This is a genomic window from Orenia metallireducens (assembly GCF_001693735.1).
Classification (GTDB): domain Bacteria; phylum Bacillota; class Halanaerobiia; order Halobacteroidales; family Halobacteroidaceae; genus Orenia; species Orenia metallireducens.
This window is the reverse complement of sequence record NZ_LWDV01000009.1, coordinates 562,904-578,018: the sequence shown is the minus strand read 5'-3', so window position 1 is coordinate 578,018 and position 15,115 is coordinate 562,904. Positions and strand designations below refer to the sequence as shown.

Genomic DNA, 15,115 nt, shown 5'->3' with positions numbered 1-15,115 from the left:
TTAATAAATTTAACTATAAAATTATCATAATTAGTAATTTGATGAAAGTGATTATTTAGATAGGAATTTCTTTATAAAAATCGAACTCTTATATTAGTAGTCAGAATATTTTTTTAATTTAGAGGGAGGTTGTAATAGTAATGATAAAAATAAGAGATATGAAGATTAGAATAAAGATATTGGTAGGAATTGGATTTAGTTTCTTGTTGATGATGCTAGTCTTAGGTGGGGTTGTGATTAAAGGCTTTGATAAGTTAGCTAATAATAATGCTGTATTGCTTAAAGAAGCTCTATTAACTAAAGAGCGTGATAGAATCAGGGATACTGTCCATACTATGGCACAGAATCTAGCAGAAATCTATCGAGAGAATAAAGATAGTCTATCTACAAAAGAGTTAAGGGAGTTGATAGTTGAGAAGAACAATCTAGTCAGGTTTGGAGAAGCTGGTTACTTCTTTATCTATGACTATAAAGGGGAGACGATTGCTCTACCAACAGCAACAGAGCTTGAAGGGAATAACCGCTTAAATCTACGAGATTCTGAAGGAACATATATTATTAAAGAGTTTATCACAGCAGCCAAAGCTGGTGGAGACTTTGTTAGCTATATTTATCAAAATCCTAATACTAAGGAAAATGAGAGAAAGTTTGGTTATGTTGAGCCGATTAAAGGTACTAAGTGGTTTGTTGGTTCAGGAGGATATGAGTCTGTCATCGACTCAGCTTTGGCAGAGTCTTATCAAGAGATAGAAGAGATGAAATTAGATACAGTCATTAGATTAGGTATAATATTTGCTATCTCTATAGTAGTTATGGTCTTGATTATAGTCAAGATATCCAATTATTTAACTAGGAATATGGATAAAATTTTAAGAGGATTGAAGAAGGTTGCTAAGGGAGACTTAACTGTTGAATTAGAGGTTAATAGTAATGATGAGCTAGGTGAATTAACTCAAGGCTTTAACTATGCTATCCAAGGACAAGCAGAGATTTTAAAGAAGATATTAGCTATAGTTGATGATTTATCAGCTTATAGTCAGGAATTATTGGCTTCTGCTGAAGAAGGAAATGCTACTACTGAAGCTACAACCGAAAGTATCAGTCAGATGGTAGCTAGTATTCAACAGATATCCAGTAGTAGTCAAGAGATAGTAGAGTTGGTTGAGAATGCTAACCTGAGGACAGAAGAAGGTAGGAGTAAGATGGAGGATACTATTGCTAAGATAAAGAGTATAAATACTGAAGTTGCTAAAGCTAAGAATGTTATCAGTAAGTTAGATAGTATCTCCCAAGAGATTACTGAGGTTGTAAATATGATTACCGAAATTGCAGAGCAGACTAATCTATTGGCTCTAAATGCTGCCATTGAAGCTGCTAGAGCAGGTGAATCTGGTAGAGGTTTTGCAGTTGTAGCTGAAGAAATTAAAGCTTTGGCCGAAGAGACAGCTAAAGCTACGGATAGGGCAATAGATCTACTTAAAGATACTCAAAGTAGATCCCAAGAAGGGTTGTTGGCTATAGAATCGGTAAATCAAGAGACCAAGCGGGGAGAAGAGTTGATTGGAGAGACAGAAGCATCTTTAAATAAGATTGCAGAGGTAGTAACAGATACTTCAGCTTATATTGAAGAGACTACTGCTTCTACTCAAGAGTTAGCCTCAAGTAGTGAGCTTGTGACAGACTCAACTTCCAATATGAAATCTATGTCTAATGAAGTTAATAAATCAGCAGAAGAGTTGGCTAATATGGCATTAGAGTTACGAGGGATGATAGATAATTATAGATTATAATTTATAATTATTAAGTCTACTTTGCGTTGGCAAAGTAGGCTTTTTTTATTTTTGATATATATTATATTGTTATTTATAGATTTCGCCTATTGGCGAGTTACGTTTTTCCTTGATGAAAAAGTAACCAAAAAATCAAGAAAAAATTAAACTCAATAAGCAATGAAGTAGTAATGCTAATAGAAATTATTTGGGGATTTTATTAAAATTTTATAGTAAATCAATATTTTATAGTAAGACTTGCTTATTTCAGACAATAATTTTTTTCGCTATTTGGGTGTCTTGGTAGGCAAAACACTAGTACTTGCTTAGTGAGATTTAGTGTTATTTAAATTTTTGGTTTTCTATTGTGAGTTGAGATTAAAAGTAGGGACCGCTTACTTTGCCTAAGTTAGTGTTTGCTAGGGTAGAAAAGCTTATCAAGATTATAATTGCAAATAAATTGAAATTTAAAAAGGAAATATGTTGAAAAAAACCGAAGTAATTAATTGATTCTTTGTAATATATAAATAGACTTATTTGAAGGAGAGAGAATAGATGGAGCTATTATATCTTTGGATTGATAATTATAGAGATTTTATTGTTAAGCAGGGGTTTAATTTTAGTAGTGAATATAGATTTGATTATAACTCAGAGAGTGGAGAGCTAAAGATTGAGAAAAATCTTAATTATATAGATAATTTTTTTAATCTTGATAAGACTAACTCTACTAAGATAAATAATATTACAGCTATTATTGGTGAGAATGGAGCAGGAAAATCAAGTATATTGGATTTTATTAAAGATAATTTAGTCAAAGGTGATAATGGTTTTTTAGAAAAAGCTATAATGGTTTTAGAAATTAATGGAAAATACTATCTTTATTATAATAAGGATATAAATATTAATTTACAAGTCAAATCTGATGTATTAAATTTTGATGAAAGAATACAATATGAGACACTATATAAAAGAGAAAATGTTGAGTGTTATAAATGGAATACAACACTAAATCCTTTATCTATTATATATTTTTCAAATATCTTCGATGGCAAATATGAAATTAGCGGAGGAGCATTGTATAATATTTCTACTAATTTCTTAATCAAAAAAGATAAACGATTAGCAATAGAAGATAAGCTTATTAATTATGAAGCTACTGAAAGTGAAGTACATAGATTATTTGATATTAATAGACAAATAAGGTTTATAAATGAGTTTTCAAAAATAAACATTGAAAAATTATTTAAATTACCTAAAGAAATTACTGTTCAACTTATTCAGTCAGAGATAAGTGATAGGGATTTAAGTCTAAAAGAGAAATATAAAAAAGCTGGTTGTTATGAATTTCTAAAAGATATAAAAAATCAATTTTCTAGATTTAGAAGGAAACTTGATATTACTCAAATAGATAAATTTAGATGTAATTTTTATGAGACTGTTTTGAATAATTTTTTCTATGATTCTTTAGATAAGCACTTAATATGGGTTTTTGATAAAGAAATTTTTGATTTTAATAATTTAGTAGGAGAAAATATATTAGAAAAAGTAATGTGTTTGTTTGAAACAATGTTAAAACAACAAAAGGATAAAGTAGAGACGTTAGGAAATGAAAAAGGTAAATTAGAAGAAGATAGGCTAGGTTGGTTAGAACAAATAATAGAATTTATTAAATTTATTGATAGGAACCTAGGAAAGGATAATATAAAAAATATAACTGATAAAAGTTTTAGTATTTCTATAATACAAGATAATAATGAAAAGAAGGAAAAAATAAAATTTGAAAAAATATTTGAATATCATAGTAAAGCAGCCAAAAATATTGATTTTTTTAATTTTGATTGGAGGGACTTAAGTTCAGGAGAAAAGGCATTATTAAACATCTATTCTAGATTTTATTCATTAGTAGACCATAATTTAGAAGATAATCTGATTATATTAATAGATGAAGGAGAATTATACTTACATCCTCAATGGCAGAAAAGATTTATCTATGATTTAATTGAGATTTTACCTGAGATATATCCTAATAAATATATTCATATAATTTTAACTTCACATTCTCCTTTTGTAGCATCTGATTTACCCAGTTCTAATATAATATTTTTAAAAAAGGATGAGAAAGGTAGATGTAAAGTAGTTGATGGTTTAGAAGAGAATAATCGGACTTTTGGAGCAAATATTCATACATTATTCTCGGATTCTTTCTTTATGAAGGATGGATTAATGGGGGATTTTGCGAAACATAAGATTAATGAGTTAATTAAGTTATTGCTTGGTGATACTAAGAAGATAAAAGAGAAGAAAGATTATATTCAAAGTTCAATTAATATTATAGGTGAGCCTGTAATTAGAACTAAGTTATTGAATATGCTAAAAGAAAAGTTAGAAGTAGATTTAATTAGTCTTGATGAAAGAATTGCAAATTTAGAAAGAGAATTAGATGAATTGAAGAGGAAGAAAGCAAATGATTAAGATTAATATTAGCAAAGCTAAGAGAGAAGAGGTTGAAGAAAAACATTACCAGTATTTCAAAGATAATTTTCTAGACAAGCTCATAAGTTTATCTAAAGTTGAAGATTCATTTAGAGATTTTTATAGATTTCTTTTATTAAATATTGAACAAATAATAACTGGAAGACCTAAAGAATTGAATGATGTTATTATAAAAATAGATAATGGATTTCCTTATCTAAGTAGTTTATTTAAAAAGGGTACTAGACAGAGAAGTGGTCATGAGAAAAAATTAATTAATAAGTTGAATTTGAAAAATATTTTTAATTATGATGCTTTTCTTAAACCCGACCCACCTGATTGGGGAGCATACCAGCTTACTAAAAATTTAAATGTAAATATATGTCCTTATTGTAATAGACAATATATTGTAACATATCATTCAGAAGAGAAAAAAGTAATAAGACCACAATTAGACCACTTTTTTGCTAAATCAATTTATCCTTATTTAGCATTATCACTTTATAATCTTATTCCTAGTTGTAATATTTGTAATTCAAGATTAAAGAGAGATACAGAATTTGAATATAAGAAATACATACATCCTTATGAAGAAGGATTTGGAGATAGTATGAAATTTAGTGTGAAAATAAGAGAAGAAAAAGATATAAATAACTATAACGATTTAAAATATCTAGATTTTTTCTTTGGCGAGAGTGATGAATTTGATATTAAATTTAAAGCTGGTAAAGAAGTAAATAATGAGTTTATTAAAAAAGCTGAAAATAATATAAAGGTTTTTAAATTAGAAGAACTATATGATTTTCACAAAGACAATGTAGCAGAACTAATAAAGAAGAATATGATTTATAATAAAGATAGAATTAAAGAATTATATCAAAATTTTAATCAGTTATTTAATAGTAAAGATGATATTGTAAGGATGATAGTATCCAATTATATTACCGAGGATAATTTGGATAAAAGAGTTTTAGCTAAATTGACTAAGGATATTTGTGAAGAGTTAAATTTATTTGATTATACTTAAACATTAATTTAACGTCAGCAGGATATTTCGACACTTTTTCAAATTGATAATGGATAATTAAAAGGTTTTAAAAGTGAAGAAAATTATTGTTTGAACGGAGCAAATATTTTCAAAGGATAATAATTATATTTTAGGCTTTGAATTAGAAGTACTATATTTCTAATTCTCTATAAACATTGATTGCTAAGGGAGTGGGCTTTGCCATGGAGGGTTTGTTCTTTAAACCCGCAGGTATATTTTCTTCTAGACTTTTTGGTTACTTTTGGGGCAATGCCAAAACTATTTCGGTAAAAGCTGATAAGCTTTACCGAAATAGTTTTTTAATTTATATTTAAAGTCTACTTTATCTCCATAAAGTAGACTTTTTCATGAATAAAACCCCAAAAATAGTTCAAAATAACAGAAAACTCATCCCACTTTAAAAAGGTGATTCCCAATCTCTTTAGAAGTTATATAACATAGGATACTAAATTTTAAGAAAGAAATTCAAAATTAGGTTAATCAATAAACGTAAGGAGTGTTTTTATGTTTGAACAGGCTCAACAAGCTTTACAAGAATATTATGGTTATCAATCCTTTAGGATAGGGCAGGAGAAGATAATCAAGAATATATTATCAGGCTATAATACCTTAGGGATAATGCCTACTGGTGGTGGAAAATCAATCTGCTTTCAGATACCAGCCCTCTGTTTTCCAGGAATTACCTTGGTGATCTCTCCACTGATCTCTTTAATGAAAGACCAGATTGATTCTTTAAATACTATCGGAATTCCAGCTACCTTTATCAATAGTTCTCTAGAGTGGATTGAGATAGAGGAACGGATTGAAATGGCTCGGCGAGGAGATTATAAGCTATTGTATATTGCACCAGAAAGGCTAGAGAGTGAGGATTTCTTATGGAAGCTAAATGAGATAGATATCTCAATGTTAGCAGTAGATGAAGCTCATTGTATCTCCAGTTGGGGTCATGATTTTCGCCCTAGTTATCGTTTGATTCCTAAACTTATCAATAATCTCTCAGCTAGACCATTGGTAACGGCTTTTACTGCTACAGCCACCCAAGAGGTTAGAGATGATATCAATGAATTATTAGGAATTAGTACAGAGAATACCTTTGTAACAGGTTTTGATAGACCAAATCTCACTTTTAAGGTGATTAAAGGTGAGAATAAGCGGGACTTTATCGAAGAGTATTTGAGTGTCAACCGGGATGATGCAGGGATCATCTATGCTGCTACTAGAAAGGAAGTAGAAGCATTATATAACTTTTTAAATGATAGGGGCTATTCTGTAGGAAAGTATCATGCAGGATTAAATTATGAGGAGCGTAAGAAGACCCAAGAGAGCTTTATCTATGATGAATTGAAGGTAATTGTAGCTACCAATGCCTTTGGAATGGGAATTGATAAGAGTAATGTCAGATATGTAATCCATCATAATATGACTAAAAATATAGAGGCTTATTACCAGGAAGCAGGAAGAGCAGGTAGGGATGGAGAGAATAGTGAATGTATTTTATTATTTAGCCCTGCAGATATTAGATTGCCTAAATTCTTCATAGATCAGTCCAATCTATCAGAAGAGCGTAAAGAGTATGAATATGAGAAGCTACAGAAGATGATCGACTACTCTTATACAGGTAAGTGTTTAAGGCATTTTATTTTAGATTACTTTGGTGAAGAGAACCCTAAAGAGAGCTGTGATAATTGTACTAACTGTAATGGAGAGGGTGACTTAGAGGATATAACTGAAGAGGCTCAGAAGATTCTATCTTGCATTTATAGGACTGAACAGAGATTTGGGATAGGTCTTGTAGCCGCTGTCTTAAAGGGATCTAAAAGGCAAAAGATTTTAGAAAATGGGTTTGATAAGCTATCGACTTATGGTATTATGAGCCAATATAAGATGAAAGAGATTAAGAATCTGATTAATTTCTTAATTGCTGATGGGTATGTTCTCTTAAGTAATAGTAAATACTCTGTAACCAAATTAAGCAATAAAGCTACACCAGTCTTAAAGGGTGAGAAGAAGGTATATCATAAGGTTAGAAAGAAAATTGAGAAGGTCTTTGTTAAGAATAAGCTCTTTGATATTCTGCGGGATTTACGAGCAGAGCTGGCAAAGGCAGAGGATCTTCCTCCTTATGTTATCTTCCAAGACAGTACCTTAAAGGAGTTTGCCAGTAAGTTACCTACAAATAAGGATCAGATGCTCAAAGTTAAAGGAGTAGGATTTATTAAGTATCAGAAGTATGGGCAGCAGTTTTTAGAGAAGATTAAAGATTACAAGCAGAATCAAGATGAACAGAGTAACCAGAGTGAGTCCAATCAAGAGAAGATTCCAAGTTATCTGATAAGTTACAATCTATATCAAGAAGATAAGTCCCTAGAAGAGATAGCTAAGCTAAGAGGATTAGCCAGTTCTACTATAGAAGGTCATATGATTAAAGCATCGACAGAAGGTTATGAGATAGATTTAAAATCTTTTGTCCCTGATGAATATCAGGAGCTGATTTTGGAGAAAATCAAAGAGGTTGGCGGGGAGAAGTTAACTCCTATCAAAAAAGTTTTACCAGCGGAAGTAAGCTATTTTCACATTAAAATAATGTTATTGCAGGATAGATTAAAAGATGCTATCTAATTTTAAAAAGAGAGGATTCTAATTTAATTAGAATCCTCTCTTTTTAAAGCAATTCTTTAATCTTACTCATAATTATAGAACCTGCTTCTTTCATCTCCTCTTTAGATAGTTTCTTATCATAGAACTCATCTAAAGTAAAGATCTCTCCGATATTAGCAATGATATTCTCTTTAAAAGGAGAGTTAGTTCCTTTAATACCAATAGGGATAATTGGACTTTTAGACTTTAATGCAAGCATTGTTGCTCCTAATTGAGGCTCTTGTAGCTGACCATCTGTACTTCTAGTACCTTCAGGAAAGATTCCTAAAATCTGATTATTCTTTAATAGCTCTAAAGCATATTTAATAGCACTTCTATCAAAACTTCCTCTTTTGATAGGAAAAGCTCCTAGTTTTTTCAATATAAAGCTACCAAATTTATTTTTAAAGAGATTATCCTTTGCCATAAAGTTAATCTTTCTATTCAATAAAGTAGTTAAAAATGGAGGATCATAATTACTAATATGATTTGATACAACAATAAAACTCTGGTCTTTAGGAAGTTTTCTACTCCCAATTATCTGTGGTTTGGGACCAATACCATAAAAGATTTTAAATAAATTGATTGCAATTCTATAGGTTAAGTTCATAATCTTCCCTCCTTAAATCTCTTATTTGGGATTATATTATATCATACTATTAGTCTAATTGACAAGCATTATCATTTAAACAGAGGGTAAAAGTGTAGGAGTATGGGGTGTTACGACATTTTTGCTTTAAAAATAAATAAATCTTTAATAAATCTATTAAAACATTTACGAGAAAGCTTATCAGCACCTACGAGTTTTACCTTTGGGGTTATAAAGCAACCCCTTCGTGGCAAGGGCAGCCTAGAACCAAAATTCTTCGTGGCTCTCTAGGGAATATAAGAACAATCCTCTTTTGCACAAAACCAGTAAAACCAGCCCAATCTAGAAAAGATTCAACTCACTTCACAATCAATATCTATTGAGATTAAGAAATATAAGAGTCCTACTTCAACGATTATATTGGTATTATTAATCCTTGAGAATACTTGCTTCGTTCAAACAGAAATTTTTTTCGATTTAAAACCTTTAAAACATCTAATTCTAAATTTTTAAAAGTGTTACATTATTATTTTATTGCATCAGTTTTGCTATTAGGTAAAGTTTTGACAACCTTCCTCTTTTATGCTATTATTGAGAAAAAACATAGTTGTAATTAAAGGAGGATATGGGTATGAATAGTACTAAACATTTAGCTTTAGGGGGATTATTAATTGCACTAGTAGCTGTAGCAACAATGTCAATTAAGGTACCTATGCCAGCCACAGGTGGATATATTCATCCAGGTGATAGTATAATTTATTTAGTGGCTATCTTATTTGGTGGAAAATATGCTCTATTAGCAGGAGGAATTGGTTCAGCCTTAGCAGATATGCTATCTGGTTATGGTCAATGGGCAGTACCTACTCTAATTATTAAAGGTATAGAAGGGTATATTATTGCTAAAATAGCTAGTCGTAAATTGACCGATATTAAATTGAGAGTAAGGGATATTATCGCAGTACTTGTCGGTGCATTATGGATGGTAGGTGGCTATTACCTAGCAGAGGCAATCATGGTTAAGAGCTTTATAGTACCAGTGGCTAATATCTCTTGGAATTTAACTCAAGCATTGGGAGGAGCAGTAATTGCAATCCCTCTTATATTTGCTCTTTTAAAGACGAATATAGTAGAGCTTAGTAAGGGTAAATAGATATTAATTAGTGAAAGGTGAGGTTAATGAAAGCAGGCAAGATTGATATTGGAAATTTAAAGGAACTGATTTTAGATAAAATTTCAGCAAGCCATCAAGATGTATTGGTTAGACCAAAGATTGGAGAAGATTCAACAGTTATCGACTTTGGAGAGTTTGTAGCTGTAATGTCTACAGATCCTATTACTGGGGTGAAAGAGGGGATGGGGAGTTTAGCTGTTAATGTAGCTTGTAATGATATCGCAGCTAATGGAGCTAAGGCTATTGGGATTCAACAAGCCCTATTGGTTCCTCCATCTACCAGTGAAGAGGAGATTGTAGCTATTATTCAAGATATCAATCAGGCTGCTCAAGATTTAGGAATAGATATCTTGGGAGGGCATACTGAGATAACTGATATAGTCAATCAGCCTTTGGTAGTCTGTACTGCTATTGGCAAGACGACTAAGGATAAGTATGTAACCTCTTCTGGTGCCAAAGTTGGTGATGATATTGTAGTAACTAAGTGGTCAGGGCTTGAGGGAACTGCTATTTTGGCTAATGATTATTATGATAAGTTATTAGAATTAGGAATTGATGAAAGTTTATTGAAAGAAGGACAAGAATTAATTGAAGATTTAAGTGTAATTCCTGAAGGGTTAATAGGAGCAGAGTTTGGAGTTAATGCTATGCATGACGTAACAGAGGGTGGTTTATATGGGTCGGTCTTTGAACTCTCTATTGCAGCAGAGGTTGGTTTTGAGATAGAGGAGGATTTGGTACCTCTACATCCAGCTACAAAGGCTATTGCTGATAAGCTTCAGATTAACCCCTATCAATTAATTGGTTCAGGGATGATGATTTTAACCAGTGAACGTGGTAAAGAGTTGGTTAGAGAGTTGGAGTTGGCAGGGATTAAGGCTACCATTATCGGTAAGATTATTAAAGAAGATAGAGTAGTCAATACTAAAGAGGTTCAGGTTAAAATGACTAATGCACCCCAAGATGAATTATGGAGATTTTTAGCAGAAAATTAAATCTAAATGAGACTAAAGCAGCTTCTATTGGGGTTGCTTTTTATTATCTCTTCTATCTTAAATCTTTATTGGGCATGATAAAGGTAGAATGGAGAGTGGTTTAATGTTCAAGGAAGCTGAACATTATAAGTATATAGTATGGGTCAAGTTATTATTGTTTCTATATTAAAATTAGTCCTTATATCGATTTTAACCTTCTTCTTAGCTAGAGAAGAGGAAATATTAAAAATCATTAATAATGGGGTAGTGTTATTATTTTACCTGCTTGTCTTTAAACTTTATCTTATATTAATTATCTACTATATTTTATGTATCTATATAGGCGGAATCTCAACCAAAATAAATTTAAAGTTTTTTAAAAAAATCTTAGTTTAACTTCTATATATTTCAATAATGAGTTATAATATTCTTAAGTTTATGATTATAATTAAGGTACCTTGAATGCTCTGTAATTAGCTTAAATTATGAAAAATTAGCAATCAATTATTGATATGTGGAAGTTAAATAATAATTTTAAGGAATGATTAAGATGAAATTTGTTAGAAAGTTTTTGTTTCACAGAATTACTTTCTTATTTCTTGCAATACTAGTACAGCTGCTAGTTTTGATAGGAATAATCTTGAAATTTAATGAATACTTTATCTTTTTCTATGGGGGAAGTATACTTATCAGCATGGCTGCAGTATTAGGAATTATAAATAATCATATTAATCCCGCATATAAGATTGCATGGATTATACCTATACTATTATTTCCAATCATTGGAGGTATGTTTTATATCTTCTTTGGTGGTAAAAAGTTGGGTAAACGTGCAAAAAATAGAATGATATCAATCGGAAATAAAACAAGAAAAGCATTAGCATCTCAAGAATCTATTTTAGAAGAAATGGAATCAGAAAATGAAACTGCTGCTAATCAATCAAGATATCTTCAGGATTATGCCTATTTTCCACCATATCGCAATACAATAACAAAATATTTTCCAAGCGGTGAGATGAAGTTTGAAAAGTTAAAGGAAGAATTAAGAAAGGCAGAGTATTATATCTTTTTAGAGTACTTTATTATTGAAGAAGGTGAGATGTGGAATAGTATACTTGATATATTAGTAGAAAAGGCGTCAGAGGGTGTAGATGTTAGAGTTATATATGATGATGTAGGCTGTTTATTTACCTTACCTTATAGATATGATACAAAGCTTGAAGAGATGGGAATTAAGTGTTGTGTTTTCAATCCCTTAATCCCTATATTATCTCCTATGATCAACAATCGTGATCATCGTAAACTCACAATCATTGATGGTCATACAGGATTTACAGGAGGATCTAATTTAGCAGATGAATATATAAATAAGGTCGAAAAATATGGGCATTGGAAGGATTCTGCTATTATGCTTAAGGGAGAAGCTGTCTGGAGTATGACTGTAATGTTCTTATCCATGTGGAGTTATCTTAGAGGAATCGAAGAGAATTTAGAAGAATTTAAGTACGATAATAATCTATTAGAGGATAATTCAAAGAACGGAGATGGATATATTCAGCCCTTTGCAGATAGTCCCTTAGATGATGAAACTGTTGGAGAGATAGTCTATCTTAATCTAATTAATAAAGCCAAAAAATATGTCTATATCACAACACCTTATCTGATTATCAATAATGAGATGGTAACAGCACTATCATCAGCCGCTAAGGGAGGGGTTGATATTCGTATAATTACTCCTCATTGTGCAGATAAATGGTATGTTCATGCGGTTACCAGGTCCTATTATAGGATTCTTATTGAAAGCGGAGTAAAAATCTATGAGTATCTCCCAGGCTTTATCCATTCAAAAAACTACATATCAGATGATAATTATGGAGTTGTTGGCACTATAAATATGGATTATAGAAGTCTATACTTACACTTTGAATGTGGGGTTTGGATGTATGATTGTAACACTATTATTGAAATGAAAGAAGATTTTCTTAATACCTTAAAGGTCTGTAAAGAGATTACTATGGAAGATTTTGAGGATATTAAGTGGTATAAAGCGTTAGGAAGTTCAGTATTACGCCTCTTCTCTCCATTAATGTAATGATATTATTAATTTATTTCCCATATGATTTTTTAACAGAGTATTTTAGTTGGGAGGATAAATTGATATTTATTATACTTGTTCTTATTATATTTTGGCTCTTCAATGACTTTTGTGAAAATAATTTAAAACATTAGCTAAATAATTAATCCTTGAAAATCCGTGCCTATCTGTGGCTAACAATTCTTTTTTGTCTTATATATAAATCAAGATTTAGTTTTTGTATCTTAATTAAAATCTAGAATTATTATGAATCACAAAGTTCGTTGTTGATCCTATATTTTGTTTAAACTCGTGATTTTAATCTGTTATAATATTTATGAACACTATTAATATTTTTATCGTTATGGGAGGATAGAATTATGAAATTATCATTACCAAAAAGTTACACCAGAAAGATTGCAAGAGCGATAGCAGAGTTTGGCTTGATAGAAGAAGGTGATAATATTCTAGTTGGCTTCTCAGGAGGCAAAGATAGTTCTTTACTATTATATGCTCTGGCAGTCTTACAAAGGAGTATGGGAATTAATTTTAAGGTAAGCGCTTTAACTATTGATTTGGGCTTTGAAGAGAATGCAGAGTTTAAAGAAATGAAAGATTATTGTAAGAGCTTGGAAGTGCCTTATTATATTGAAAGAACTAAAATATCTGAGGTCATTACCGATGAGGCTACTAAAAACCCCTGTGCTAAATGTGCTTATTTTAGAAAAGGGGCAATCTCTAAATTTATGAAAGAGCATGGTTTTAATAAGATTGCTTATGGGCACCATTATGATGACGCAGTAGAGACATTTTTGATGAGCATCCTCTACTCTGGACAGGTTAAGACCTTTGAACCAAAGAGTTATTTAGATAATAGTGATATCTATGTAATCAGACCTTTAATTTACTTAAGGGAGAAAGAGACCCGTGAAGCTAAAAAGATTACTGGTTTTGAACCTATTCTAAGTCCTTGCCCCCATGATGGTGAGACTAAAAGAGAAGAGATAAAACAGTTGCTACGAAGCTTTGATGATAGTAAACAGATATTTTATAATGTAGCAGCGGCTATGAGAGCAGGTGCTCCCTTACAGCTATGGCCTCAGAAGTTAGCTGATAAGGAGTTGCTGGAGATAACCAATAAGTTATGGAAGGGCTAAGTAGAAATTTATTCAACACAAGGCTGTTTAAAATTAATTGATCATTGATAGTAGGAGAGAATTAGGGATAAGTTTTACAATTAAAAAAGGAAATTTATCTTTTAAGGATAAGTTATATAGTATAGTTTGGTATGCTTGTGTGTTTGTTTAAAATCATAAATAATTATTAAAAATAGAAAATAAATAAGGGATAAGACCAAAGAATAATGATAAATTAATGGTTTTTAGGTTTTGCAGTGAAGCTATTTTTTGAAGAAAGTAGAGTAAAGCCTTGTGGTTACTTAGTTAAGAAGGGTTTGATAATCTTTCTCAATTGCACTACTGGAGGTTTACTGCAAAATCGAGGTTTTTTTGAATTTGCTGATCTGCTCTAAATCCAGATAGAATCAGGGGTTAGAGTGTGTGGCAAAATTGGGGTTTTATATTAACTATGTGAGATGTAAATTATTTTCTTCTTAGATTCTTTAACGTTATCCTCCACGTTTTATATTAACTATGTGAGATGTAAATACACTTATATTATATTATATATTAGGTAGAATTTAGTTTTATATTAACTATGTGGGATGTAAATCAATATCAGGAGAACAATGGGATTTATGCTGGTGTTACAGATTTTATATTAATTATTAAGACCCTTAGACACAATCAACTTAAAAAGGAGAGAAGATAATGGCTCATATTTTTAATGAAGAGAATATTAGCTATAAGCTCAAAGAATCAAAGATTCCAGAATTTTCTTGGCATAGCAGCCAAGAACTATCAAAAATAGTCAACTCCCAAAACTTAAAATTTGACCTAAGGATGCTTGATTCAGGTAAATACTCTTATCCATATCATTTTCACAGAAATGCCGAAGAGATATTTATTATATTAAGTGGCAAAGCAATGCTTAGAACACCAAAGAAATTTGTAGAATTAAATGAAGGTGATATTATATTTTTTGAGATGGGACCTGAAGGTGCTCACCAATTATATAATCATACCCAAAAGCCCTGTAAATACCTTGATATCAGAACCGACATTGGGATAGATGTATGTGAATATCCAGATTCAAATAAAATAAACATATTACCTTATCAAGAGGTATATCAAAAAAATAGCACTGTTGATTACTTTAAAGGTGAAGATAAAGTCAAGGAAAAGTGGGGAGAAAAATTTTCTAGATGAATCATAAATCCTCATCTCTGAAAGAAGGAAATTTTTTATAAATATAGAAATACT

General features: G+C 30.9%; 10 protein-coding genes. 9 read left to right on the top strand and 1 reads right to left on the bottom strand.

The window, feature by feature from the left end; translation table 11 throughout:
* The first annotated feature begins 140 nt into the window (after positions 1-140).
* The 4 genes from U472_RS10800 (at position 141) to recQ (ending at position 7,908) form a co-directional block, all read left to right on the top strand.
* Positions 141-1,790: a methyl-accepting chemotaxis protein gene (locus tag U472_RS10800; RefSeq protein WP_068718345.1), complete on the top strand. Its 1,650-nt coding sequence runs from the start codon at positions 141-143 to the stop codon at positions 1,788-1,790.
* Positions 1,791-2,324: 534 nt separating this feature from the next.
* Entirely contained in the window at positions 2,325-4,241 is a 1,917-nt protein-coding gene (locus U472_RS16315) for an AAA family ATPase (RefSeq protein ID WP_083189872.1), read from the top strand.
* Positions 4,234-5,268, top strand: coding sequence for a hypothetical protein (locus U472_RS10790; protein WP_068718344.1), 1,035 nt, complete (start codon positions 4,234-4,236; stop codon positions 5,266-5,268). The genes U472_RS16315 and U472_RS10790 overlap by 8 nt, the downstream gene beginning before the upstream one ends.
* A 525-nt stretch (positions 5,269-5,793) precedes the next feature.
* Complete coding sequence (gene recQ / locus U472_RS10785) at positions 5,794-7,908, top strand: DNA helicase RecQ (protein WP_068718342.1); 2,115 nt, start codon at positions 5,794-5,796, stop codon at positions 7,906-7,908.
* 43 nt (positions 7,909-7,951) lie between these two features.
* Here the strand turns inward: recQ and U472_RS10780 are convergent, their stop codons facing one another.
* Positions 7,952-8,536 (bottom strand): lysophospholipid acyltransferase family protein, encoded by a 585-nt coding sequence (locus U472_RS10780; protein WP_068718340.1) that lies wholly within the window; start codon positions 8,534-8,536, stop codon positions 7,952-7,954.
* 610 nt (positions 8,537-9,146) lie between these two features.
* Between U472_RS10780 and U472_RS10775 the strand changes: the two genes are divergently transcribed.
* The 5 genes from U472_RS10775 (at position 9,147) to U472_RS10755 (ending at position 15,061) form a co-directional block, all read left to right on the top strand.
* Positions 9,147-9,665 (top strand): ECF transporter S component, encoded by a 519-nt coding sequence (locus tag U472_RS10775; RefSeq protein WP_083189871.1) that lies wholly within the window; start codon positions 9,147-9,149, stop codon positions 9,663-9,665.
* 26 nt (positions 9,666-9,691) lie between these two features.
* Positions 9,692-10,681 carry an AIR synthase family protein gene (locus U472_RS10770; protein ID WP_068718336.1) on the top strand — a complete coding sequence of 330 codons (990 nt, stop codon included), beginning with the start codon at positions 9,692-9,694 and terminating at the stop codon, positions 10,679-10,681.
* Positions 10,682-11,210: 529 nt separating this feature from the next.
* Positions 11,211-12,752: a cardiolipin synthase gene (cls, locus tag U472_RS10765; RefSeq protein WP_068718334.1), complete on the top strand. Its 1,542-nt coding sequence runs from the start codon at positions 11,211-11,213 to the stop codon at positions 12,750-12,752.
* A gap of 362 nt (positions 12,753-13,114) precedes the next feature.
* Positions 13,115-13,891 carry a tRNA 2-thiocytidine biosynthesis TtcA family protein gene (locus tag U472_RS10760; RefSeq protein ID WP_068718332.1) on the top strand — a complete coding sequence of 259 codons (777 nt, stop codon included), beginning with the start codon at positions 13,115-13,117 and terminating at the stop codon, positions 13,889-13,891.
* 672 nt (positions 13,892-14,563) lie between these two features.
* Positions 14,564-15,061 (top strand): cupin domain-containing protein, encoded by a 498-nt coding sequence (locus U472_RS10755; RefSeq protein WP_068718330.1) that lies wholly within the window; start codon positions 14,564-14,566, stop codon positions 15,059-15,061.
* Positions 15,062-15,115 lie beyond the last annotated feature (54 nt).

Coding starts and splice junctions, on each gene's coding strand:
- U472_RS10775 (WP_083189871.1), top strand. CDS start 9,147: ATGAATAGTACTAAACATTTAGCTTTAGGGGGATTATTAATTGCACTA.
- cls (WP_068718334.1), top strand. CDS start 11,211: ATGAAATTTGTTAGAAAGTTTTTGTTTCACAGAATTACTTTCTTATTT.
- recQ (WP_068718342.1), top strand. CDS start 5,794: ATGTTTGAACAGGCTCAACAAGCTTTACAAGAATATTATGGTTATCAA.
- U472_RS10770 (WP_068718336.1), top strand. CDS start 9,692: ATGAAAGCAGGCAAGATTGATATTGGAAATTTAAAGGAACTGATTTTA.
- U472_RS10800 (WP_068718345.1), top strand. CDS start 141: ATGATAAAAATAAGAGATATGAAGATTAGAATAAAGATATTGGTAGGA.
- U472_RS10790 (WP_068718344.1), top strand. CDS start 4,234: ATGATTAAGATTAATATTAGCAAAGCTAAGAGAGAAGAGGTTGAAGAA.
- U472_RS10780 (WP_068718340.1), bottom strand. CDS start 8,536: ATGAACTTAACCTATAGAATTGCAATCAATTTATTTAAAATCTTTTAT.
- U472_RS16315 (WP_083189872.1), top strand. CDS start 2,325: ATGGAGCTATTATATCTTTGGATTGATAATTATAGAGATTTTATTGTT.
- U472_RS10755 (WP_068718330.1), top strand. CDS start 14,564: ATGGCTCATATTTTTAATGAAGAGAATATTAGCTATAAGCTCAAAGAA.
- U472_RS10760 (WP_068718332.1), top strand. CDS start 13,115: ATGAAATTATCATTACCAAAAAGTTACACCAGAAAGATTGCAAGAGCG.